This window comes from Flavobacterium sp. Arc3 (assembly GCF_041431375.1).
Classification (GTDB): domain Bacteria; phylum Bacteroidota; class Bacteroidia; order Flavobacteriales; family Flavobacteriaceae; genus Flavobacterium.
On sequence record NZ_JASMRI010000011.1, the window covers coordinates 117,845 to 140,588 of the forward strand.

Genomic DNA, 22,744 nt, shown 5'->3' on the forward strand with positions numbered 1-22,744 from the left:
CAGTAATTTTAGAACAAAGAAAAAAGAAAATGGATTTTAATTCAAAATCAATTGGACTTGTCCTTTCCGGAGGAGGTTCAAAAGGTATTGCTCACGCAGGTGCTATTAAATTTTTAGAAGAGCAAAACATTCGCCCCTCCCGAATTGCAGGAACAAGCGCAGGAGCAATCGTAGGAGCCATGTATGCCTGGGGAAAGACTCCTGATGAAATTTTAAGCTTTTTCAAGTCGGTCTATCTTTTTCAGTGGAGGCATTTTACTTTTAAAAAAGCGGGCTTGATCGATTCAGCATCCTTTGAAGAATATTTTCACGCTATTTTCAAAGATGCCTCATTAGCAGAATTAAAAATTCCTATGCAAATAACTGCTACAGATATGGTTAGAGGCAGATTGAAAATATTCGAATCAGACACAAAAATTAGCGATGCCCTTTTAGCATCTTCTGCTTTTCCCGGAATTATATCACCATTTGAAATTAAAGGAGACTTGTATAGTGATGGTGGAATTTTAAATCATTTCCCAACTGACGTCCTGCAAGGTCAATGCGATAATATAATTGGTGTTTATGTTAGTCCAATTCAAAAAATAGACGCTAAAGACTTAAATTCGATCAGAGCAGTGACCACCAGAGCATTTGATATCCTTTCTGCTAATTCGAATATGCAAAAATTCAACATCTGCGAATGGGTAATAGAACCTAAAGAACTCAGTATATACAGCACTTTTGAGATGAATAAAGCAAAAATGGATGCGATTTTTAAGATTGGTTATGAAGCGGCCAAGAGTTCCTTTGAAAAACTAAATTTATAAAAACTAAGCCACACTATTTCAAAAAAAAAGAATATCACTATATTTGCACGAAACAACTCAACATAGACATGAAATATAAAAGAATTCTTCTGAAATTAAGTGGTGAAGCTTTAATGGGCGACAGACAATACGGTATTGACCCAGTAAGATTAGCTGAATATGCCGAAGAAATCAAAAAAATTCACGATAAAGGAATTGAAATTGCCATTGTAATAGGTGGTGGAAATATCTTTAGAGGAGTTGCAGGGGCCAGTAATGGAATGGACCGCGTACAAGGTGATTACATGGGAATGCTAGCCACAGTTATCAACGGAATGGCATTGCAAGGCGCACTAGAAGACAAAGGAATGCTTACTCGATTACAAACTGCATTAAAAATCGAAGCAATTGCTGAACCCTATATTAAAAGAAGAGCAGTACGTCACCTTGAGAAAGGTAGAATTGTAATTTTTGGAGCTGGAACTGGAAACCCTTATTTCACAACAGATACCGCAGCTGTTTTACGTGGTGTAGAAATTCACGCAGATGTAATTCTAAAAGGAACACGTGTTGACGGAGTTTATGATTCAGATCCTGAAAAAAATGCTGACGCTCTAAAATTTGATTTCATTTCTTTTGACGACGTTATTAAAAAGGGATTGAATGTAATGGATTCTACTGCATTTACATTAAGCCAAGAAAATAAATTGCCTATCGTAATTTTCGATATGAACAAACAAGGTAATTTATTAAAAATCTGCGAAGGAGAAAACATAGGAACAGTAGTAAATATATAATCCCCTAAATCCCCGAAGGGGACTTAAAAATTGGAAACAATGACTGAAGAAATTGAATTTATATTAGATAGTACTAAAGAATCGATGATTGGTTCTATTGCCCACTTAGAAAAAGAGTTTCTAAACATTCGAGCAGGAAAAGCATCTCCAGCAATGCTAGGAAGTGTTTTTGTAGATTATTATGGCTCAGCCACACCGCTTTCGCAAGTAGCAAAATTAAGTGTTCCTGATGCCAGAACAATCACGCTTCAGCCGTTTGAAAGAAACATGCTTCATGCTATTGAAAAGGCGATTATGGTAGCAAACATAGGATTTAATCCAATGAATAATGGTGACCTTATCATTATTAGTGTTCCGCCATTAACAGAAGAAAGAAGACGCGATCTTGCTAAACAAGCAAAAGTAGAGGCAGAAGACGGAAAAATAGGGGTTCGTAATGCTCGTAAAGATGCTAATACAGAAATCAAAAAATTAGAAAAAGAAGGAACATCTGAAGACATTTGTAAAAGTGCCGAAGAAGAAGTTCAAACTTTAACTAATAATTACATCAAAAAAGTAGATGAACTTCTTGTTCATAAAGAAGCTGAAATCATGAAAGTATAACTTTCAATAAATTAATAGCATGATCCGTCCCGTTTAAAAGCGAGACGGATTTTCTTATTCTTATCTCATACATACCATAATTTGATTATGGTCGTTTTGTAATAAAACTTTTTATGAAGCATTTTTGCCTACTGTTTTTCTTCTTTACTTTTTCAATCCAAGCTCAATTTCAGCTCAACGGAATTGTAAAAGAATCCACAGCAAACAAACCGCTTGCTTTTGCAACAATTACTGCTGCTGACGGCTCCACAACCATTTCAGATGTAGACGGAAAATTTAGTATTTTCTCAAAAAACAGTATTTCATTTTTTGAAGTTTCCTACATTGGACATTTTAAAACTACGGTTCCTGTCATAAAAGAAAAAAATTATTATGCCATTTTCCTAACCCCAAAAAGAGATGACTTAAAGGAGGTTTTGATTTCGAATAAAAATCCTGCATTGGCCATTATTAGAAAAGTAATCGCCAATAAACAGAATAACAATCCTCAAGAAAAGCTTAGCAGTTTTGAATTTAAGTCCTATAATAAACTAATAGTTTCCGCAAATCCTGACTCGTTAAAAGGAGCTATTGACTCGGTATTTATTGAAAAAAAGATTGGTAAGACCTTCTCTAAAATCGACTCCTCTGCTTGTAAATTTAAAGAGATTGTAAGAAAGCAACATCTATTTCAAACGGAGAAAGTATCGCAATATCAATTTGGGAATCAAAAATTAAAAGAAACTATTTTAGGAACAAAAATGGCAGGATTTAAACAACCTATTTATGAAATTTTAGCGTTCAATCTACAATCCTTCTCAGTCTATGATTCTCGTTATGAGCTTTTTGAAACTAAGTACAACAGTCCTATCGCTACTGACGCCCTAAATGATTATAATTATAAATTACTGGACACCATCTCCCTAGATGGAAGAATGTCATACATGATTTATTTTAAGAACAAAAAGAAAAGTAAGGCTTCAGGACTCGAAGGCGTGCTATATATTGACCAAAATAATTTTGCCATTTCCAAGGCGATTATGCGAATAAAAGGAGTTCTTGATATCAGTGGCATTCATGAATTCCAATACATTCCCGAGGAAGAGATTTGGTTCCCCATTCGCAAAACGTTTAAAATTATAAAAGGAAAAAATGACGATGATATAAAAATACTTGGTGGAACGATTCAATTTGACGGTGACGTTGAAAAGGATTTCAAGTCGAGAAAAAAAACAGCTTCCGACTTTACATATCTACTATCTAAAACCGATAATTTTGACATTCAGTATAACATCCCAATCAAAATAAAGCAAAGCTATATTTCTGTCGAAATAAAAGACGACGCCATTAATAAACCAGAACGTTTTTGGAATTCCTATCGTAAGGACAGTTTGGACATTCGAAGCCAAAAAACCTATTTAGCTTTAGACAGTATTGCTGTCAAAAGAAGAATTGCAAGCCGAATTCGTTTTGGCAGAAAAATTATCAACGGGTTTTTACCTTTAGGTTTTTTTGATATGGACTTACGGAAAATTATAAGTTACAATAACTATGAAGGGTTTCGATTGGGTTTTGGAGGAATTACAAATGATCAGTTTTTAAAAAATTTCAGAATTGAGGGCTATACCGCTTACGGTACAAAAGACGGGAATTTCAAATATAATGCAGGGCTATCTGCACGTGTGGGTAAACTTTCTGATTCCTGGATTGGCGTATCCTACACGAACGATATCAGGGAGATAGCTAACAGTTTATACACTATCGAAAAAAGACCTTTTAAACTGTACGATCCTCGACCTATAAACATTAGTACATTTTATAATTACGCGAGCTGGGAAGCCTCTTTAAAAACCCAAATCATTCCTAAAACAGAAAGTATCTGGACTTTGAATCGCTCTGAAATCGAACCCAAATTCAACTATGTATATAATTTAAACGGTAAATTATACTCCAATTACATTATGACAACAGCTATGGTTTCCTTGCAATGGAATCCTTTCAGTGATTATATGCAAACGCCAACTGGCAGAGTTGAAGTAGAAAAACGTTTTCCAAAATTCACTTTTCAGTTTACGCAGTCCTTACCAAAAGTACTAGATAATGACTTTAAATTCAGTAAAATAGATTTTAAAACAGAGTTTGAGAAAAAATATTTGAATGGTCAAAAAACAAATTTACTTTTCGAAGCAGGTTATGCTATAGGCGACATTCCTTTAACCCATTTGTACAACACCTCTCCAAATAATATTACGAAAGAAACCATCATTCAAAGAATCACCTTTGCAGGAAAAAATAGTTTTGAAACGATGTTCTTCAATGAATTTTTCTCGAATGAGTTTGTCTATTTCCAATTTAAACATGGCTTCAATAGAGTTACTATTTTTAAGAAAGTAAAACCTTCTCTAGTTCTGGTATCCAGAATGGCTTGGGGAAATTTACAAAAACCCGAACAACATGCAGGATTGAATTACAAAACCCTGAATGAGGGTTATTTTGAATCTGGAATCGAACTCAATCAAATTTTTAAAGGACTAGGTCTTACCGCATTTTACCGCTATGGCCCCAATCAATTACCTCAACTTGAAGACAACATTGCTGTAAAACTTAGCTATGTTCTTAATCTAGGACTTTAGTGACTAGAGACAAACTTTAAACCAATAATGGAAGCTATTAAAGTCGTCAAAAAGAAAATCCTCCAGAAAGTAGCTGGCTCTTTGAATACAAGAATCCCTACCAAAACAGTCCCCACTGCTCCTATACCAGTCCAGACAGCATAAGCAGTACCAATAGGTAGTTCTTGGGTCGCCTTATAGAGCAACAGCATACTTGCACTAAGGCAAATTAAGAAACCCAACATCCAATAGGTAGATTCAATTCCCTTTGTTTCATTGGCCTTGCCTAAACAAGATGCAAATCCAACCTCGAACAATCCTCCTATGATTAATAAAATCCAATGCATAAGTTATGGCTTAATAATTAAAACAGAGGGAACGCCAATCAACCAATCGCTATCTGACTCTAATAATGATTTCCAACTTTCAAGACTAATAAGCATTAAGTCTTGTTTATCAAGAAAAGGCAAACTTACAATCTTATCGGTTACTATTGCTAAATTATTAGGATGTATTTGTTCTAAAGAAGCCACTGCGCTTTGAAGAACAAAGTTATTCTTTACATGACCGTTTACATCTAGAATAGTAACCTTTGAATCATTATTATAAATTAATTTTTGGGCATAATCAATTAAAAAAGAATCCTCTGATTTAAAAATTGGAATAAATACTTGATCTATATTTTGAAATTCTTTATCGATCAAGATTCCCAGTGGCATTTTTGTTTTGGCAACAATTTGTCGGGTTCTTTCGTCAAAAGGAGAATTTTCAAACAAGCCTTCCTTGCCCGTGAACTTATCAATTAATCGGTCCGGGTTCATAATTCTGGTGGTAAAACCAATTACTTTACCAAGAATAGTTCCCTCAAAAATTGATTTTCCTAAACCTACAAGCAACAAGTCGTAATCCCCTTGATTTGCCACATCTGCAATCTCAGATTCGATATCTATCGTTGCTTTAAAAATGGTGTTAATTTCTATATTCAATAACTCTGACTCTTCAAAAATGGGTAAGAAACTATCTTTTTCTTTCTCGTCCATATTAAAAGTATGTAGCTCATCGCTCAGGGAGAGATGCATCGCAGTAACAATAGATTTACTTTTCTGTTTTTGGGTCAGGCTATTCGCTAATCGCAAGAGTGATTTTCCCTTCTCGTTATTTCCAAAAGAAAATAGTATTCTGTATTTACTTTGATTGTTTATTTCTTCGGCATCAGGCTCACTTTTGTCTTTAAATAAATAATTTATTAAGTCTAAAGCAGGTCCCGTCATAAAAGTAGTAACCAATGCCATAATTACCATCATTGTAAAAACCTCAGGAGTTAGAACCTTAAGCTCTAACCCAATGTTTAACACAATCAACTCCATTAATCCTCTGGTATTCATTAAAGCACCTATCGTAAAGCTGTCTTTCCAGTTTTGTCCCACAAATTTTGCAGCCAGCGCACTTCCCAGGAACTTACCCACGACAGCAACCATAATAATTGCTCCAGTAACTTTCCATAAATACGGATCATTTATAAGTCCGATTTCTGTTTTTAATCCTGTGAAAACAAAAAACAAGGGTAATAAAAGAATCACCGCAACATCTTCTACCTTTTCGATAAATATCATTCGGAATTTAGTCACATCTGGCATAATGGATCCCATCATAAAAGCTCCAAAAAGAGCATGAATACCAATTACTTCTGTAGCATAAGAAGACAGAATTAGAAAAAGAAAGAAAATAGCCATTACCGGTTTTCCAATACTATCCTTAGAACCATACAAATCACCTATTCTCTTCAAAAAAGGCTTAACAATAAAAATCATTGCCACAACATAAATTACGGCAAGCGAAATTACATATAACGAACTAATAAAATCGCCCGCTTTTACTATTGCAATCACCACAGCAAGCAGACACCAAGCCGTAATATCATCAGCGGCAGCACAAGTAATGACAATAGCTCCAAGTTTAGTTTTATGAATTTCTCTTTCCTGAACGATTCTTGCTAGAACTGGAAAAGCCGTTATACTCATGGCAATTCCCATAAATAAACTGAAGGAAAGAAACTGAACACCTGGAGGTGCAAATTGGTTAAATACAAAATAAGACAAACCAATACCTAGCGCAAAAGGAATGACAATACTGGCATGACTTATTACAACTGCTTCACTGGCTTTATTTTTTAGCACCTTAATATCGAGTTCCATACCAATAACAAACATGAAAAGAATAAGCCCTATCTGACTAAGAAATTTTAAATTCCCTAAGGATTCAACAGGAAATAAAGCCGCCGAAAAACCAGGGAAATACATCCCCAATAAGGAGGGCCCTAGAACTATTCCTGCTATTATTTCACCAATAACTGTTGGCTGCCCAATCTTCTTGAAAATCCAGCCAAAAAGACGGGCCACTAGGATAATCATTACAATTTGAGCCAAGAGTATAGCCAAAGGATCTTCAAAATTATGTTCCATGGAAAATATAAAATCATTCCAGGAACTATTTCCTGTTTCTGAAACTATTAGATTGTTTCTTTTTTCCAGTAGTTTCCCCTTAGTAATAATCCAATAAATCAACGCAGTAAAACCTCCGGTCACCCCTATATAAAACAGGGTATTTTTATATTTTTTCAAATCCATTGTACAGTGGCATATTAATTTCAAAAATCATACAAAGATGTAAAATTCTATAATACGTTTTACAAGGCTAAAATTAATTTTTCAGCGAAAGAAAAAAGCGAGATAAAACAGATAAAAACCAGGTCTAAACCACATAAAAAGATTCATATAAATTGTGGCTTTTGTGGTGGTTTTCACTACATTTGCACCCATTTTTAAAACTCTTATGAAAAAGAAATCAAAAGTAGGATTTTGGGAACTTATTGCCCGTATTGTACTTAAAAACAGAATCGTCATCCTTGGTGTTATTGTTTTAATAACACTTTTTTTAGCACTGCAATGGAAAAACATACAGTTTTCATTTACGGAGGCCAATCTACTTCCAGACAACCATATCGTCAATAAAGAATACAATGCCTTTCTAGACAAATTTGGAGAAGAGGGAAATTTAATTGTCATAGGTGTGAAAGACGATGCTTTTTTTACTCCAAAAGCATTTGCTGCCTGGACTAAATTAATGACTGAACTCAAAGCACAAAAAGAAGTGGATCTGATTATTTCAATCAGCGACTTGAAGAAATTGCAAAAAAATGATTCCCTTCAAACTTTTGAATTAGTTCCGTTTGTTGATCAAGCCAAAACTGTCAACAAAGCTTATCTTGATACGATCAAAAAAGATTTGTTCCAAAACATGCCTTTTTACGAAGGCTTACTTTTTAATAAGAAAAATGGAACAATCCGCTCAGCCATTTATTTGGATAAAAAAATCGTCAATACAGCACATCGTAAAGACTACATTGTCCAGGATTTTATCCCAAAAATTGAAGCTTTTGAAAAAGAGACTGGTATCGATTTACGTGTTTCTGGGATGCCTTACATAAGAACACTTAATGCAATGAGCATTATGAACGAAATTAGTTTGTTCATCGGAGTTTCCTTATTACTGACTTCGTTGATATTCTTTTTCTTTTTCCGTTCTTTCAGAGCTACATTAATCGCCATGTTGATTGTAATCATAGGTGTTATGTGGACTTTTGGACTACTTGGATTATTCCATTATCAAATCACGGTGCTTACCGCTCTGGTCCCTACACTGGTTATCGTAATCGGAATTCCCAATTGTATTTTCCTTACTAATAAATACCAGCAGGAATATATTGCTCATGGAAATAAAGCCCGTGCATTACAGCGTGTAATTACAAAAGTAGGAACCGCTACTTTGATGACCAACTTAACCACAGCTGCTGGTTTTGCCACTTTTATTATTACTAATAGTGAGTTATTAAAAGAGTTTGGTATCATTTCCTCATTAAGTATTGTTGCCCTGTTCTTTTTATGCCTTATTATTATACCAATTTATTATAGCTACCAGCCTGTTCCAAAAGAAAAACACTTGAGACATTTAAGTCGTAATTATACAAAAGTGTTCATGGCTTGGATCGAAAAAATGGTAAAATACAACAGACGCCATGTCTATCTTGTGGCTATCTTTTTATTTTTAATAAGTAGCATTGGTGCTTTAAAAATTAAAACCTCTGGAAGTTTGATTGAAGACATGCCTAAAAACACTGGCTTTTATCAGGATATTATTTTTTTCGAACAAGAATTTGATGGAATTATGCCATTGGAAATTACGGTAGACACCAAAAGGAAAAAAGGAGTCATGAAGCTTTCCACATTGAGAAAGATGGATGAACTTCAAGAGACTATCGAAGAAATCCCTGAACTTTCAAAACCAATCTCCATTCTGAATTTAGTTAAATATTCTAAGCAGGCGTACTATAACGGTAATCCTGAGTATTATGACTTACCTACTTCTCAGGAGCAAAGTTTTATTTTGGGTTATGCCAAAAACGCAACTAAAAACACCCAAAACAACATCATGAAAAGTTATGTGGACAGCACCGGTCAGGTGGCTCGTATTACGACTTTCATGCGAGATATTGGAACTGGAAACATGGCGAACATTGAAAATAAGCTTTGGACCAAAATCAATAAAATCTTCCCTTCTGATCGCTACAAAGTGGTGATGACTGGAAAGGCATTAGTTTTTGAAAAAGGAACAAAATACTTACTTGACAACTTACTGATGTCCCTACTTTTTGCAGTCTTTCTGATTTCTTTACTGATGGTATTCATGTTCCGCTCCTTCAAAATGGTGGTCGTTTCCTTAATCCCTAATCTGTTGCCGTTAATGATTACCGCCGGATTAATGGGTTATTTTGGCATTCCGTTAAAGCCATCAACGATATTAGTTTTTAGTATTGCTTTCGGACTTTCGGTCGATGACACCATCCACTTCTTAGCACAGTACCGTCAGGAATTAACTCGAAATAACTGGAAGATAAAAAAATCAGTTTTTGCTACCATAAGAGAATCAGGCTTGAGTATGTTTTATACCTCGGTCGTTTTATTTTCAGGTTTCTCTGTGTTTATGCTTTCTGATTTTGGTGGTACCGTTGCCCTTGGTGGATTAATTGCAATCACATTGGCTTTCGGGATGTTGTCTAACCTGATGTTATTGCCTTGTTTGGTATTAACCTTGAACAAGTCGTTAACCAACAAACAGGAATTTATCGAGCCAAAAATTGATGTTTTAAGCAAACCAGATAAAGAGACTGAAGATTCAGATAAATAATTAGTACGCTTAAAAAAAACGCCTATAAAACTCAAAAAAGCTTCCCTTCCTTACAGATGGGAAGCTTTTTTTATACCCGAAACCCCCCGTTCATTATGAGTTACTTTTTAAAATATGTATATTTGAAAATCGCGACAATTCGAGTGGAGAAGACTTAACTCCGTTAAGAAGATGTATTAACTCTCACCAAAAGGCTATGAATACAACCAACCGAAACGATAGTTTAAGAAAAAAACCAACAAATTTTAGCCCGCTCACTGATGTAGTGCTAACACTAAAAAGTGGAGACCAGTGACCACTATAAAAACGGGGAGAAATTGAAAAGCCTAAAGAGTAGAAAAAATTAAAAACAATAAAAATGGATCAACAAGTTATAGCTGTAAACACCTACCTTGACAAGATAATCGACTTCGGTTTTGAATACGCACCTAAATTAATCGGCGGCATACTAGTGCTGTTTATTGGTTTATGGGTTACCAATTTAATTACAAAAGCAGTTGGAAAATCATTGGAAAAATCATCAATCGATCAATCTCTTGTCCCATTTTTAAGAAGTATTACAAACATCATACTAAAAGCCCTAGTCGTCATTACTGTAATGGGAATGATTGGTATTGAGATGACCTCATTTGTTGCAATTATTGGTGCTGCAGGTTTAGCCGTTGGATTGGCATTATCAGGAACATTACAAAACTTTTCGGGTGGTGTAATTATCTTGATCTTGAAACCTTTTAAAATTGGCGATTTTATTGAAGCACAAGGTTTTTCAGGAACAGTAAAGGAAATCAACATTTTTTCGACTATGCTGAATACTCCAGATAAGAAATTAGTGATTATACCTAATGGACCTCTATCTACAGATGCACTTATCAATTATTCTACTGAACCATTACGAAGAGTAGACTGGAAATTTGGTATCGCTTATGGCGATGATGTTGAGAATTTTAAAAAAGCCATTAACCAATTTATTGCTGAGGACGACCGTATTTTAAAAGACCCTGCATCTTTTATCGGTTTATCTGAACTCGCAGATAGTTCTGTGAATTTTGCCGTACGTGTATGGGTTGATAGCCCTAACTATTGGGGAGTATTCTTTGATATGAACGAGAAAGTGTATACTAAATTCCCAGATTACGACCTCAACATTCCTTTTCCACAAATAGATGTTCATGTTCAGAATAATAAATAAATCACAACGGACTTAGAGTCCTTTAGTTTTTATCAAACAATTAAAACTTCCGTCATGAAAGACGGAAGTTTTTTTATGCATTATCCGAAAAAAACTCAGTATGAGTTCGACAATTAATACTATTTATTTTTACGAGATACTAAATGAATCCTCACAATAGCTAACAATTAAGCAATAGTAACCAATTGCTTAACTACTTATTAAAAATAAATCCTATTTTTACCCCACACTCTAAAGAAAAGAATTGATTAGAATATTTTAACGTTCTAGCTGTTCGGTTTACAATAAAGGCTTGATCTTTTTAAGCCTAAGAAATTAATTATTACATCACAATATATGACTCATAAAATTTCTGAGGCAGAAAAATTAGCCGTTCCCGATAATTACAAAAATTGGAAAAAATGGGGCCCTTATTTAGCCGAAAGACAATGGGGAACCGTTCGTGAAGATTACAGTGAAAATGGGGATGCATGGGAATTTATTAATCACGACAAAGCACGTAGTAATGCGTATCGCTGGGGTGAGGAAGGAATTGGTGGTTTTTGTGATTCTCGTGAAATTTTATGTTTGGCTCCCGCCTTTTGGAACGGAAAAGACCCCATTTTAAAAGAACGCTTATTTGGACTCACTAATAATCAAGGAAATCACGGAGAAGATGTTAAAGAACTTTATTTTCATCAAGTTTCAACACCATCCCATTCCTACAACAAATACCTCTATAAATACCCGCATAATGAATTTCCTTATGAGGAAATAATAGCAACCAACAGCCACCGAAGTAGAGAAGAAACAGAATTTGAACTACTAGACACTGATAGCTTTAAAGACAATGCTTATTTTGATTGTTATATCGAATATGCAAAAGGGGATATTGATGATATCCTGATGAAAGTTACCGTAGTCAACAGAGGAAAAGATACAGCAGTAATTCATGTACTCCCTCATCTTTGGTTTCGTAATTTCTGGAAACACAACAACAGACATCCACGTCCTAATATGGAATCTGTTTCTAAGAACACCATTGTTTCTAAAAGTAGCCGAAGTGACGACTACTATCTTTATCATAATGAAGGTGAACAATTATTCTGCGAAAACGAAACAAACAACGAACGCATTTATAATTCCCCTAATGAATATGAGTATGTTAAAGACGGAATTAACAACCATGTTATAAGCGGAGAACCAACTATAAATCCAGAGAAGTCTGGTACTAAAGCGGCAATTTGGCATCATTTTAATTTAAAAGGAGGCGAAGAAAAAAGTGTCAACATACGTTTAAGCAATGTCGCTTTAGAAAATCCTTGGGAAAATTTTGATGCGGTATTTGATTTAAGAAAAGCGGAATGTGAAACATTCTACAACGAAATCATAAGCGAAGATATTCCAAAAGAGCACCAAGCTATTGCAAAAAGTGCTTTTTCGGGATTGTTATGGACCAAACAATTTTATTATTACAATGTTCACAAATGGATATTTGGTGGCACTGATGAAACAGCGGCTAACAGAAGAACTGACTCCCGCAATTTTAGCTGGCAACACCTTAATAACAGACATGTTATTTCTATGCCTGATAAATGGGAATACCCTTGGTACGCCGCTTGGGATCTAGCTTTTCATATGGCATCTTTTGTAGAAATAGATCCTTATTTTGCTAAGCAACAACTTTTATTAGTCTTGCAAGAAAGTTACATGCACCCCAATGGTCAAATTCCAGCGTATGAATGGAACTTCAGTGATGTAAATCCACCAGTTCATTCCTGGGCCGTTTGGACTGTTTATGAAAAAGACAGAAAGCGAACAGGCAAAGCAGATACTCCATTTCTAGAAAAAGCTTTTCAAAAACTCCTTATCAATTTTACGTGGTGGGTAAACCAAAAAGATACTAGTGGTACTGACTTATTTGAAGGAGGATTTTTAGGTTTAGACAACATTGGAGTTTTTGACCGCAACCATATGCCGGAAGGAATAAAAAAAATGCAACAGGCAGATGCAACAAGTTGGATGGCGATGTTCTCTTTGAACATGTTGCGCATGTCACTTGAATTAGCAAAAACCAACAAAATTTACGAAGAAATATCGGCTAAGTTTTTCAGGCATTTTTTAAATATCGCTTGGGCAATGCACCATATTGGAAAAAAAGATCTTTCGCTTTGGGACGACGAGGACAATTTCTATTACGATGTTGTTGAAATGTCTGATGGAAGTACAGAACGTTTAAAAGTGCGTTCTTTAGTTGGTGTTATTCCAATGTTTGCTGTCGAAATCTTGAATATCGATTTATTTAAAGAGTTAAAAGAATTTCAAAGACGAGCTAAGGAAATCATAAGAACACGTCCAGATCTGGCTTCCTTAATTTCAAATATAGAGAACGCCAATAAAGACGGTAATTTTCTATTCTCGATTATGCGTGGTTTTAGATTAGAACACCTTTTGAAACGGTTATTAGATGAAGACGAGTTCCTTTCTGATTACGGTATTCGTTCTCTTTCTAAATACCATAAAGAGCATCCTTTTGTTTTTGGAGATGAAGGTCATCACCAAATTCAATATGAACCTGGCGAAAGCCGTTCGGGTATGTTTGGTGGAAATTCAAACTGGCGTGGTCCTATCTGGATGCCATTGAATTATATGATTATCCAGTCGTTACGTAAATACTATACGTTTTACGGACCTACGTATGTGTATGAATTCCCAACAGGATCAGAAAAAAAATTGAACTTAAACGAAATTGCTAACGAATTAACAAAAAGACTAATTAAACTTTTTGAACGAAATGACGAAGGTAAGTTTCAATACCATTCTGATGATCACAACCATGTTTTCTCAAAAGACGAACATTTTAAAGGTCAGCATTTATTTTATGAATTTTTTGATGGCGATAATGGAAAAGGACTTGGCGCTTCACACCAAACGGGATGGACTGCACTTATTGCCAATTTAATCATGGAAATGGAGGAGAATAAATAAATATAAAATCTATTAAAATTCCCGTCGTCAAAGGCGGGATTTTTTATGTTTAAAAACCATCCGATAAGCTAAATAATAAATTTATTCCTCACTTACTTTTACCAATGCAACCTCTAAAGCTTTGTAATCTGATAACACTTTTACGATAAATCCTTTTTTATTGATGATGAAATGGGTGGAAAAAGCATTGAGTTGTAAGGTCAAATTCATATACGTTTTCATATTAGGCACCACAGCATAAGAAAGCGGTTTTCTAATTAAAAAAGGCTTTAATTGTTCTGGCGAATCTTCGGCTAGACTTAGGAATACGATGTCTTTTCGATCTTTATACTTGCTTGCCAATTGATTGACATCAGGAAATTCTTTGACACAAGCTGCACAATGAATGTACCAGCATTTTACAACAACAATCTTTCCTTTTAGATTCTCATTTGTAATCAAATTGTCGTTTAAATCTTTGAATGAAAATTCTGGAAATGGTTCGCCTTCTTTTTTATAATTTTGAATCTCATTGAATGCCGTTTCAGCGATGGAAGCCTTAATACTTGTATCTGATGTTGGTTCAATTTTAAAAAGCTTGTAATAAAAAACGTCCTTGTCTGATTCTAACCGAATCGGAATATAATTTCCTTCACTTAACACTTTCAGAAAAGCCTCTTTAGTAATTTCTTTTGAATTAGAATCTAATGCTACAAAATCTCTAGAAAGCATGATCTCATTGTATTGATATGTCCACCAATCCATAAACTTTCTCTGGATTTCAGCTGGATTCACCTCTGGGTTTCCTAATTTGGTTTGACTTGTACAAGAAGTGAATATCACAACTAAGGAAAGGGCAAAAAATATTTTTTTCATTACAGATAATTGAGCTAGCAAATTAGGCGTTTTTTGTTACAAACAAGAAATTAGCTTTATAATTATAAAATTGTCCGCTAAAATTACTAATTTTATTAAGCACCACATACTTAGGTTAATAAAAATTCATAAGTCAACTATTTTATTTCAATAAACTACGCAAAGGTGAATACTAATAATTTACAAAATAACTTTCATTTTTTACTTTTGGGAATTGCATTTATCATATTTCTATTTGGTGTTGTGATGCCGCTATTCTATGATTATTTCATAATAAATAAATTCTTTGAATTATATATTTTAATCATCTATGTATTTCTTTTCACGGGATTTACTTTACCCATTGGAATAGTCTTTATTGCAAAAAAAGAGTATCAAGCGCTTAAAACTATTTCAATAATTTACTTGCTGATTATTGTGTTTTCATATCTTGGCTTAACCATTTCGCTAATAGCTTTGCCTTTCTTTTTTATCTATGGAGCTTATTTCAATTTCAGTACTTTTATAAAAAGAAGTAAATCTACAAGCGCTTCGGTTTGAAGTACTGCTACACTTTTTAAAACCTTTCTTCAAAAACCATAATCCCACCATTTCCTAGCCCCGATAGCAGCGGCATCCTTTTACTTTTTTCTTTAAAAAGTAAAAGATATAGCGAATAGCGGGAAAAAGCTCCATATTGACACATTCCCTATAATGACAATTAAAACAAATCAATTATATTTGCATTTACTATTCTTCGATACCCTTTGATATCATCAATGGTATAGTTAAAAATCTAAAATTAAAATGAGACATACAAAAGTTAAAGACTTACTAAACAGTACAACGGCGCTTCATGAAGTAAATGCAAAAGGATGGGTACGAACTTTTAGAAACAATCAATTTATCGCTTTAAATGATGGATCAACCATCAATAATATACAATGTGTTGTTGATTTTGAGAACACTCCTGATGAAACTTTAAAAAGAATTACTACTGGTGCTGCTATTTCTGTAACTGGAACTTTGGTAGAAAGTAAAGGTGCTGGACAAAAATTTGAGATTCAAGTTGCAAAACTAGAGATCCTTGGAGATTCAGATGCTGAGAAATTCCCAATACAACCTAAGAACAAACCAAGTTTAGATTACTTGCGTGAAAATGCACATTTACGTGTGCGTACGAATATGTTTGGTGCTATCATGCGTGTGCGTTCTGTATTATCTTATGCCGTTCACAGTTATTTCCAAGAAAAAGGATTTGTGTATGTAAATACGCCTATCGTAACTGGATCTGATGCTGAAGGTGCTGGTGAAATGTTTAAAGTAACCGCTTTGCCATTTGATGGTACACCAAGAACCGAAGACGGAAAAGTAAATTATAAAGAAGACTTCTTTGGGAAAGAAACTAACTTGACGGTTTCAGGACAACTAGAAGCAGAAACTTATGCTATGGCTTTAGGTCAGGTATATACTTTTGGACCTACATTTAGAGCCGAAAACTCAAATACTTCTCGTCACCTTGCTGAATTTTGGATGATTGAACCAGAAGTAGCGTTTAATGATTTGAATGACAACATGGACTTGGCGGAAGATTTCATTCAGTACGTGATCAAGTACACGATGGAGAAATGTCCAGAGGATTTGAAATTTCTAGAAACTCGGTTATTAGACGAAGAAAAATCAAAACCACAGGCAGAAAGAAGCGAAATGGCTTTACTTGACAAGCTGAATTTTGTTTTGGAAAACAATTTTAAACGCGTGTCTTATACTGAAGCAATTGACATTTTAAGAGATTGTACTCCTAATAAAAAGAAAAAATTCAACTATATCATTAACGAATGGGGTGCTGACTTACAGTCAGAACACGAGCGTTACTTAGTAGAGAAACACTTTAAATGCCCCGTAATCTTGTTTGATTACCCAGCAAATATCAAAGCGTTTTACATGCGTTTGAACGAAGACGGAAAAACAGTTCGCGCCATGGATATCCTTTTCCCTGGAATTGGAGAAATCGTGGGAGGATCACAAAGAGAAGAGCGTTTTGATGTTTTGGTCGAAAAAATGAAAGCCTTAGGAATTGACGAAGAAGAATTATGGTGGTATTTAGATACTAGAAGATTTGGTTCAGCGGTTCACTCTGGTTTTGGACTTGGATTTGAAAGACTAGTATTATTTGTTACTGGTATGACAAACATACGTGACGTAATTCCTTTTCCAAGAACACCATTGAACGCGGAATTTTAATACAATTTTGTTTCAAGTTTAAGGTTTAAAGTTGTTTGAAAGTTCTGCAACCTTAAACCTTAAACCTTACACTTTCATACAAAAAATAAATGCTAAAGCAATTTTTAAATTTAAAGTTATCCCAGAAATTATCTCCTCAGCAAATTCAGCTGATGAAGTTAATTCAATTGCCTACGCAAGCATTCGAACAACGTTTGTTGGAAGAAATGAATGAAAACCCCGCTTTAGAAGCCGGTAAAGAGGAAGATGAGTACGAGAAAGACGAGTTTGAAAACGAAGATTATGACGACTATGATGATTCTGAATCCGATAGAGTGGATGCAGAAGACATTAATATCGACGAATATCTAAGCAGCGACGACACCCCTGATTATAAAACCCAAACCAACAACTACAGTGACGACGATGAAGAGCGCGAATCTCCATTAGCCGCACCTGTTAGTTTTCATCAGGATCTAATCAATCAGTTGAATACATTTATCCTGAACGATGATGAACGAGATATTGCAGAATTTTTAGTAGGCAGTATCGACGACATGGGTTATATCCGTCGCAGTGTTCCTGATATTGTTGATGATATGGCGTTTACACAAGGACTTTACACTGATGAACCTACTGTAGAAAGAATGCTACATGTAATCCATGAATTAGAACCTTCAGGAGTGGGTGCCCGCGATTTACAAGAATGTTTATTGTTGCAATTGAAACACAAGACACCTACCGAATCAGTAGAACTGGCGACCGATATCATCGAAAACCAATTTGATGCCTTTACAAAAAAGCACTACGAGAAATTAATCCAAAAATATAATGTTTCGAATGAGCAGCTTAAAAAAGCAATTCACGAAATAGAAAAGCTCAATCCAAAACCAGGTGGTGCTTTTACTGGAAACAATAAAATCACTGAAAATGTAGTTCCTGATTTTGCCATTAGAATTGTCGATGGCGAACTGGAATTGACTTTAAACGGAAGGAACGCCCCTAGCCTGCATGTTTCTAAAGATTATCAGGAAATGATGCAGACCTATAAGGAGTCTACTGATAAATCAGGCCCTCAAAAAGATGCCGTTCAATTTATCAAACAAAAACTAGATTCGGCTAAGTGGTTTATAGATGCAATTAGACAACGTCAGGAAACACTTTTTGTAACCATGAACGCAATTATGCATTATCAGGAAGAATATTTTCTTGAAGGAGACGAAACTAAGTTGAAACCGATGATTTTGAAAGACATTGCTGATTTGGTTGGTCTTGATATATCAACTATTTCCCGCGTAGCTAACAGCAAGTATGTTGAAACTCCTTATGGAACTAAACTAATTAAAGAATTCTTCTCGGAAGCGATGAAAAATGATCAGGGAGAAGATGTTTCTACATTGGAAATCAAAAAAATTCTTCAGAATATTATTGAGGAAGAAGACAAGAAAAAACCATATCCAGACGATCAATTGGCAGAATTGCTAAAAGAAAAAGGCTATCCTATTGCCAGAAGAACCATTGCAAAATATAGAGAACAACTAGACATTCCTGTAGCAAGAATGAGGAAGAAGATATAAGATTATTGATTTAAGATTTATCATCAACATCGAATATCTCTATAAAAGTAAACCCTTTCAGAATTAAAATTTTGAAAGGGTTTCTAATTTACTAAATTTCCGTTCCGTCTCCCTCTCTTTTGGAGAGGGCTGGGGAGATGATCCTACTTTTCCTCCTCATCTTTCCTCATCGCATGATAATAAGCAGCACGACTTAGTGGTTCATATTCTTCGGTTTCACCAAGCATAACTAATTTCTCATTGTCTGTTTTACGGAAACTGTAATTTGCTAAATTCCCAGTACGCGTGCATACTGCATGAACTTTGGTCACATATTCGGCTGTAGCCATTAACGCCGGCATGGGTCCAAAAGGATTTCCTTTGAAATCCATATCTAATCCAGCTACGATAACACGAATTCCTTGGTTAGCTAAATCATTGCAAACTCTTACGATTTCATCATCAAAAAATTGCGCCTCATCAATTCCTACAACATCACATCCTTGTGCTAAAATAGCAATGTTTGCTGCGGCAGGCACTGGCGTAGAACGAATTTCATTAGCATTATGCGATACAACCATCTCATCATGATACCGGGTATCGATTTCTGGTTTAAAAATTTCCACTTTTTGTTTGGCAAATTGCGCTCTTTTCAGACGTCGAATAAGTTCTTCGGTTTTACCCGAAAACATCGAACCGCAAATAACTTCGATCCAACCAAATTGTTCTTTATGATTTACTGTATTTTCGAGAAACATTTTTGTATTTTTCTAACTTAAAAAATGAATAGTTTTTATTACTTTGTAACGTAATAAACCGACTTAAGATTTTATACTTTTACGTAGTCTCAAAAGTAGAAAATTTTTATCAATTCGATGATTTGTGAACGCTTAATTAAAAATTAAATGTTCCCTGCTAAAGGACCTTATTCCCTACGTAGGATAAAAATTATAGAAAATTATAAACACATACGCCATACATACCATAATTCAAACGTCATGAAAAAAAGATTGGAAGCCGATTTAGTCAGCATTGCTCACAGAATATTACAACTTAAGAATAAGTCTGACATCAATCAATTGTTTTTGGAAACCCAAAAACTATATGAAAAACTGTCGGTTTTACGCTTTGTTAATGAGCATTATGGTACTGTCCAACCTACAATAGGCCATGCTGAAATCGAAAAAGATATCCAAGCTTTTTATGACAAAAGTGAAGAACTACCTGTTGAGACTATGATTGAAATGACTGAAATAGTCCCCGTTAAGGAAGTTCCTGAGAAGGAAGAGCCAACAGAAGATGTAATTTTTAAATATGCTCCTATAGAAGAAACTCCTGCCGAAGAAGTAAATATACAAGAGCCAGCTGCAACGGAAGAACCTACCGAAGAGAAAAGTACTACTGAAGAGGTAGATGAAGAACTTACTGCTGAAGAAGTAGAAGAGTTAGGTGACTTTGCGGCAGATATAGCAGAGCAGCCGTTAGAAGATATCGAAGCTATCGAAGAAGAAGCCGAGGAAAACAAAACTGAGACCGAGGAAACAGACGAAGTTGAAGATCGTGAGGATGAAGAGGAAAACACTGAAGAAGAAATGGTTGAAGATGAAGAGCCAGTAACTGAAAAAGAAGCTGTAACTGACTTTAACACTGATTTTGAACTAACAGAAGAAACCGAAGTTGAAACACCTAAGAAAGGGCAAACCATGCAAATTTATTTTGAAGATCTACTTGGAGGACATTATAGCGAACCACACTTTGTAAAAGTCGACGAAGTACCAGAATTACCTCCAGAAACAGTATTTGAAGCTGTAGAAAAAACAGAAGAGAAGGAGATAGCGCCAATTAAGGCACCCGAAAAAACAGTTGAATCAAAAACGGTTTCACTAAACGATAAACTTTCAAAAGGAATTGAGATTGATCTTAATGACCGAATCGCATTTGTAAAACATCTTTTTGGCAACAGCAATGAAGATTACAACCGTGTACTAAGTCAATTAATCACTTTTGATAATTTCTATGAAACACGTAATTTCATTGAAGAAATGGTAAAACCAGATTATAATAATTGGGAAGGAAAAGATGATTATGCCGAACGTTTTATGGATATCATAGAAAAAAAATTCCTTTAAATAAATTTCGAAATACTAATAAAATTCCCGCATAACAGCGTATGTCAAAATTATATATAGTTCCCACACCAATCGGTAATCTTGAAGACATGACCTTTAGAGCCATCAGGATTCTAAAAGAAGTAGACTTGATTCTTGCCGAAGATACCCGCACCAGCGGAAAACTCCTAAAGCATTTTGAGATTGGCACACACATGTACAGTCACCACATGCACAATGAGCATAAAACCATCGAAAATTTAATCTCACGATTAAAAGCTGGCGAGACCATTGCGTTAATATCTGATGCTGGAACACCTGCCATTTCAGATCCAGGTTTTTTATTGACCCGTGCTTGTGTAGAGAACGGCATAACCGTGGAGTGCCTGCCAGGCGCCACTGCTTTTGTCCCTGCTTTAGTCAATAGCGGATTGCCAAATGACAAATTTATTTTTGAAGGATTCCTACCCGAGAAAAAAGGACGCCAAACTCGATATTTAGAGCTTGCCGAAGAAACTAGAACAATGATTCTCTATGTTTCTCCACATAAATTATTAAAAACACTGGCAGAATTCATCACCTATTTTGGCGAAGACCGACAGATATGCGTATCGCGTGAACTTTCAAAATTACACGAAGAAAACGTCAGAGGAACAACCCGAGAAGTTTTAACTCATTTTGAAAAAATAGCTCCACGAGGTGAAATTGTTGTCGTGATTGGTGGAAAACCAATAACTAAAGAAGTAAAAAAAAGTAAATTTCAGAAAGACGAATAAAACATGAATAACGCAAAAATCATAATCATCGGTGCCGGTCTATCGGGTTTAATGATCGCTTATTTGTTACAAAAAAAAGGGCTTGAAGTCATTATATTAGAAGCCCACAATCGCATTGGCGGCCGTATAGAAACAGTCACCGGCACAAGTGGAGCCACAATGGAAATGGGCGCCACTTGGTTCAGCAAGCCGCACCAAAATCTTATTGCCTTACTAGACGAACTCAAAATAAGCTATTTTAGGCAACATACCCAAGGCATCTCTTTCTTTGAAACTATGTCCTTTGTGCCTCCTCAAAAATTTGAAATTTCAGATGCCGAAGAACCCTCTTATCGCATCGTTGGCGGAACGGCCACATTAATTGAAAAATTAGTGGAAAAAGTTGGCATTCAAAATATCAAAACACAAACTAAAATAACAGCTATAAAGGAAGTTGATAATCATTTAGAGGTTACAACTTCTGACGGAATAGTATACAAAGCCGAAACAGTTATCACCACTTTGCCGCCACATTTGTTAGTTCAAACTATAACCTTCGAGCCACGCTTACCTGATTTTATTCAGCAATTAGCGCGAAAAACACATACTTGGATGGGCGAATCCATAAAATTTGCAATGGAATACGCAAGCCCCTTTTGGAGAGATAACAAGTATTCCGGTACGCTATTCAGTCAAGCCAGCATCATCCAGGAAATGTATGACCACAGCACTGCTGACAACAAGGGTTATGCATTAAAAGGATTTCTAAACGGCGGTACACATATGCTGTCAGAAGAAGAACGAAAAGCGAAAGTAATCCTTCAGCTCACCAAACTTTTTGGCCCTGAAGCTGGAAATTATGTAGCTTATCACGAAAAAGTATGGCGCGAAGAATCACTTACCTTTTTCCCTTACGAACATCTGCTCATGGGACATGAGAACAATGGACATCCCGACTATAAAAAACCGTTATTAAACGACAAATTATATATTTCTGGTTCAGAAACTGCCTCCGCAAATCCAGGATACATGGAAGGAGCAGTAGTTGCGGCCATAAACATTGCCTCCCAATTTTAACAAACTAAGCAC

At 35.3% G+C, this 22,744-nt stretch carries 17 protein-coding genes; 13 read left to right on the plus strand and 4 right to left on the minus strand.

The genetic code is table 11. The annotated features are described in order from the left end of the window. Nucleotides 1-29: 29 nt before the first annotated feature. From QO200_RS10115 to QO200_RS10130, 4 genes are all read left to right on the plus strand, one after another. Nucleotides 30-809: a patatin-like phospholipase family protein gene (locus tag QO200_RS10115; protein WP_371539394.1), complete on the plus strand. Its 780-nt coding sequence runs from the start codon at nt 30-32 to the stop codon at nt 807-809. 68 nt (nt 810-877) lie between these two features. After that, nucleotides 878-1,585: a UMP kinase gene (gene pyrH, locus QO200_RS10120; protein WP_371539396.1), complete on the plus strand. Its 708-nt coding sequence runs from the start codon at nt 878-880 to the stop codon at nt 1,583-1,585. Between the two features lie 39 nt (nt 1,586-1,624). Then, entirely contained in the window at nt 1,625-2,188 is a 564-nt protein-coding gene (gene frr, locus QO200_RS10125) for a ribosome recycling factor (RefSeq protein WP_371539399.1), read from the plus strand. A gap of 113 nt (nt 2,189-2,301) precedes the next feature. Then, entirely contained in the window at nt 2,302-4,800 is a 2,499-nt protein-coding gene (locus QO200_RS10130) for a DUF5686 family protein (RefSeq protein ID WP_371539401.1), read from the plus strand. Here the strand turns inward: QO200_RS10130 and QO200_RS10135 are convergent. After that, nucleotides 4,797-5,126 carry a multidrug efflux SMR transporter gene (locus QO200_RS10135; protein ID WP_371539403.1) on the minus strand — a complete coding sequence of 110 codons (330 nt, stop codon included), beginning with the start codon at nt 5,124-5,126 and terminating at the stop codon, nt 4,797-4,799. The two genes, QO200_RS10130 and QO200_RS10135, sit on opposite strands and share 4 nt — an antisense overlap. 3 nt (nt 5,127-5,129) lie before the next feature. Beyond that, nucleotides 5,130-7,400: a cation:proton antiporter gene (locus tag QO200_RS10140; RefSeq protein ID WP_371539501.1), complete on the minus strand. Its 2,271-nt coding sequence runs from the start codon at nt 7,398-7,400 to the stop codon at nt 5,130-5,132. 211 nt (nt 7,401-7,611) lie between these two features. On the opposite strand from QO200_RS10140, the gene QO200_RS10145 reads away from it, so the two are divergent. From QO200_RS10145 to QO200_RS10155, 3 genes are all read left to right on the plus strand, one after another. Further along, nucleotides 7,612-10,023: an RND family transporter gene (locus QO200_RS10145; RefSeq protein ID WP_371539406.1), complete on the plus strand. Its 2,412-nt coding sequence runs from the start codon at nt 7,612-7,614 to the stop codon at nt 10,021-10,023. Between the two features lie 358 nt (nt 10,024-10,381). After that, nucleotides 10,382-11,212, plus strand: coding sequence for a mechanosensitive ion channel family protein (locus QO200_RS10150; RefSeq protein ID WP_371539409.1), 831 nt, complete (start codon nt 10,382-10,384; stop codon nt 11,210-11,212). A gap of 336 nt (nt 11,213-11,548) precedes the next feature. Beyond that, complete coding sequence (locus QO200_RS10155; RefSeq protein WP_371539412.1) at nt 11,549-14,179, plus strand: glucosidase; 2,631 nt, start codon at nt 11,549-11,551, stop codon at nt 14,177-14,179. 81 nt (nt 14,180-14,260) lie between these two features. Here the strand turns inward: QO200_RS10155 and QO200_RS10160 are convergent, their stop codons facing one another. Continuing rightward, nucleotides 14,261-15,034, minus strand: coding sequence for a TlpA family protein disulfide reductase (locus tag QO200_RS10160; RefSeq protein ID WP_371539415.1), 774 nt, complete (start codon nt 15,032-15,034; stop codon nt 14,261-14,263). Nucleotides 15,035-15,199: 165 nt separating this feature from the next. On the opposite strand from QO200_RS10160, the gene QO200_RS10165 reads away from it, so the two are divergent. From QO200_RS10165 to rpoN, 3 genes are all read left to right on the plus strand, one after another. After that, nucleotides 15,200-15,574 carry a hypothetical protein gene (locus QO200_RS10165; RefSeq protein WP_371539417.1) on the plus strand — a complete coding sequence of 125 codons (375 nt, stop codon included), beginning with the start codon at nt 15,200-15,202 and terminating at the stop codon, nt 15,572-15,574. Between the two features lie 246 nt (nt 15,575-15,820). Next, nucleotides 15,821-17,257 (plus strand): asparagine--tRNA ligase, encoded by a 1,437-nt coding sequence (gene asnS, locus QO200_RS10170; RefSeq protein ID WP_091090873.1) that lies wholly within the window; start codon nt 15,821-15,823, stop codon nt 17,255-17,257. An 89-nt stretch (nt 17,258-17,346) separates the two neighbouring features. Next, nucleotides 17,347-18,813, plus strand: coding sequence for an RNA polymerase factor sigma-54 (gene rpoN, locus QO200_RS10175; protein ID WP_371539420.1), 1,467 nt, complete (start codon nt 17,347-17,349; stop codon nt 18,811-18,813). 143 nt (nt 18,814-18,956) lie between these two features. On the opposite strand, the gene QO200_RS10180 is transcribed toward rpoN, so the two are convergent. Next, entirely contained in the window at nt 18,957-19,550 is a 594-nt protein-coding gene (locus tag QO200_RS10180; protein ID WP_371539422.1) for a thymidine kinase, read from the minus strand. Between the two features lie 240 nt (nt 19,551-19,790). Here QO200_RS10180 and QO200_RS10185 point away from each other — a divergent pair, with 240 nt between their 5' ends. The 3 genes from QO200_RS10185 to QO200_RS10195 are packed head-to-tail and all read left to right on the plus strand — an operon-like array spanning nt 19,791 to nt 22,732. Beyond that, on the plus strand, nt 19,791-20,921 hold the full coding sequence (locus tag QO200_RS10185) for a hypothetical protein (protein WP_371539425.1): 1,131 nt from the start codon (nt 19,791-19,793) through the stop codon (nt 20,919-20,921). Nucleotides 20,922-20,962: 41 nt separating this feature from the next. Beyond that, nucleotides 20,963-21,676 (plus strand): 16S rRNA (cytidine(1402)-2'-O)-methyltransferase, encoded by a 714-nt coding sequence (rsmI, locus tag QO200_RS10190; protein WP_371539428.1) that lies wholly within the window; start codon nt 20,963-20,965, stop codon nt 21,674-21,676. Nucleotides 21,677-21,679: 3 nt separating this feature from the next. After that, nucleotides 21,680-22,732, plus strand: a complete 1,053-nt coding sequence (locus QO200_RS10195; protein ID WP_371539431.1) for a flavin monoamine oxidase family protein — start codon at nt 21,680-21,682, stop codon at nt 22,730-22,732. The last annotated feature ends 12 nt before the right edge of the window (nt 22,733-22,744 follow it).

Excerpts from the sequence above, each read along its gene's own strand:
- QO200_RS10115 (WP_371539394.1), top strand. The coding sequence starts at position 30 with ATGGATTTTAATTCAAAATCAATTGGACTTGTCCTTTCCGGAGGAGGT.
- pyrH (WP_371539396.1), top strand. The coding sequence starts at position 878 with ATGAAATATAAAAGAATTCTTCTGAAATTAAGTGGTGAAGCTTTAATG.
- frr (WP_371539399.1), top strand. The coding sequence starts at position 1,625 with ATGACTGAAGAAATTGAATTTATATTAGATAGTACTAAAGAATCGATG.
- QO200_RS10130 (WP_371539401.1), top strand. The coding sequence starts at position 2,302 with ATGAAGCATTTTTGCCTACTGTTTTTCTTCTTTACTTTTTCAATCCAA.
- QO200_RS10135 (WP_371539403.1), bottom strand. The coding sequence starts at position 5,126 with ATGCATTGGATTTTATTAATCATAGGAGGATTGTTCGAGGTTGGATTT.
- QO200_RS10145 (WP_371539406.1), top strand. The coding sequence starts at position 7,612 with ATGAAAAAGAAATCAAAAGTAGGATTTTGGGAACTTATTGCCCGTATT.
- QO200_RS10150 (WP_371539409.1), top strand. The coding sequence starts at position 10,382 with ATGGATCAACAAGTTATAGCTGTAAACACCTACCTTGACAAGATAATC.
- QO200_RS10155 (WP_371539412.1), top strand. The coding sequence starts at position 11,549 with ATGACTCATAAAATTTCTGAGGCAGAAAAATTAGCCGTTCCCGATAAT.
- QO200_RS10160 (WP_371539415.1), bottom strand. The coding sequence starts at position 15,034 with ATGAAAAAAATATTTTTTGCCCTTTCCTTAGTTGTGATATTCACTTCT.
- asnS (WP_091090873.1), top strand. The coding sequence starts at position 15,821 with ATGAGACATACAAAAGTTAAAGACTTACTAAACAGTACAACGGCGCTT.
- rpoN (WP_371539420.1), top strand. The coding sequence starts at position 17,347 with ATGCTAAAGCAATTTTTAAATTTAAAGTTATCCCAGAAATTATCTCCT.
- QO200_RS10180 (WP_371539422.1), bottom strand. The coding sequence starts at position 19,550 with ATGTTTCTCGAAAATACAGTAAATCATAAAGAACAATTTGGTTGGATC.
- QO200_RS10185 (WP_371539425.1), top strand. The coding sequence starts at position 19,791 with ATGAAAAAAAGATTGGAAGCCGATTTAGTCAGCATTGCTCACAGAATA.
- rsmI (WP_371539428.1), top strand. The coding sequence starts at position 20,963 with ATGTCAAAATTATATATAGTTCCCACACCAATCGGTAATCTTGAAGAC.
- QO200_RS10195 (WP_371539431.1), top strand. The coding sequence starts at position 21,680 with ATGAATAACGCAAAAATCATAATCATCGGTGCCGGTCTATCGGGTTTA.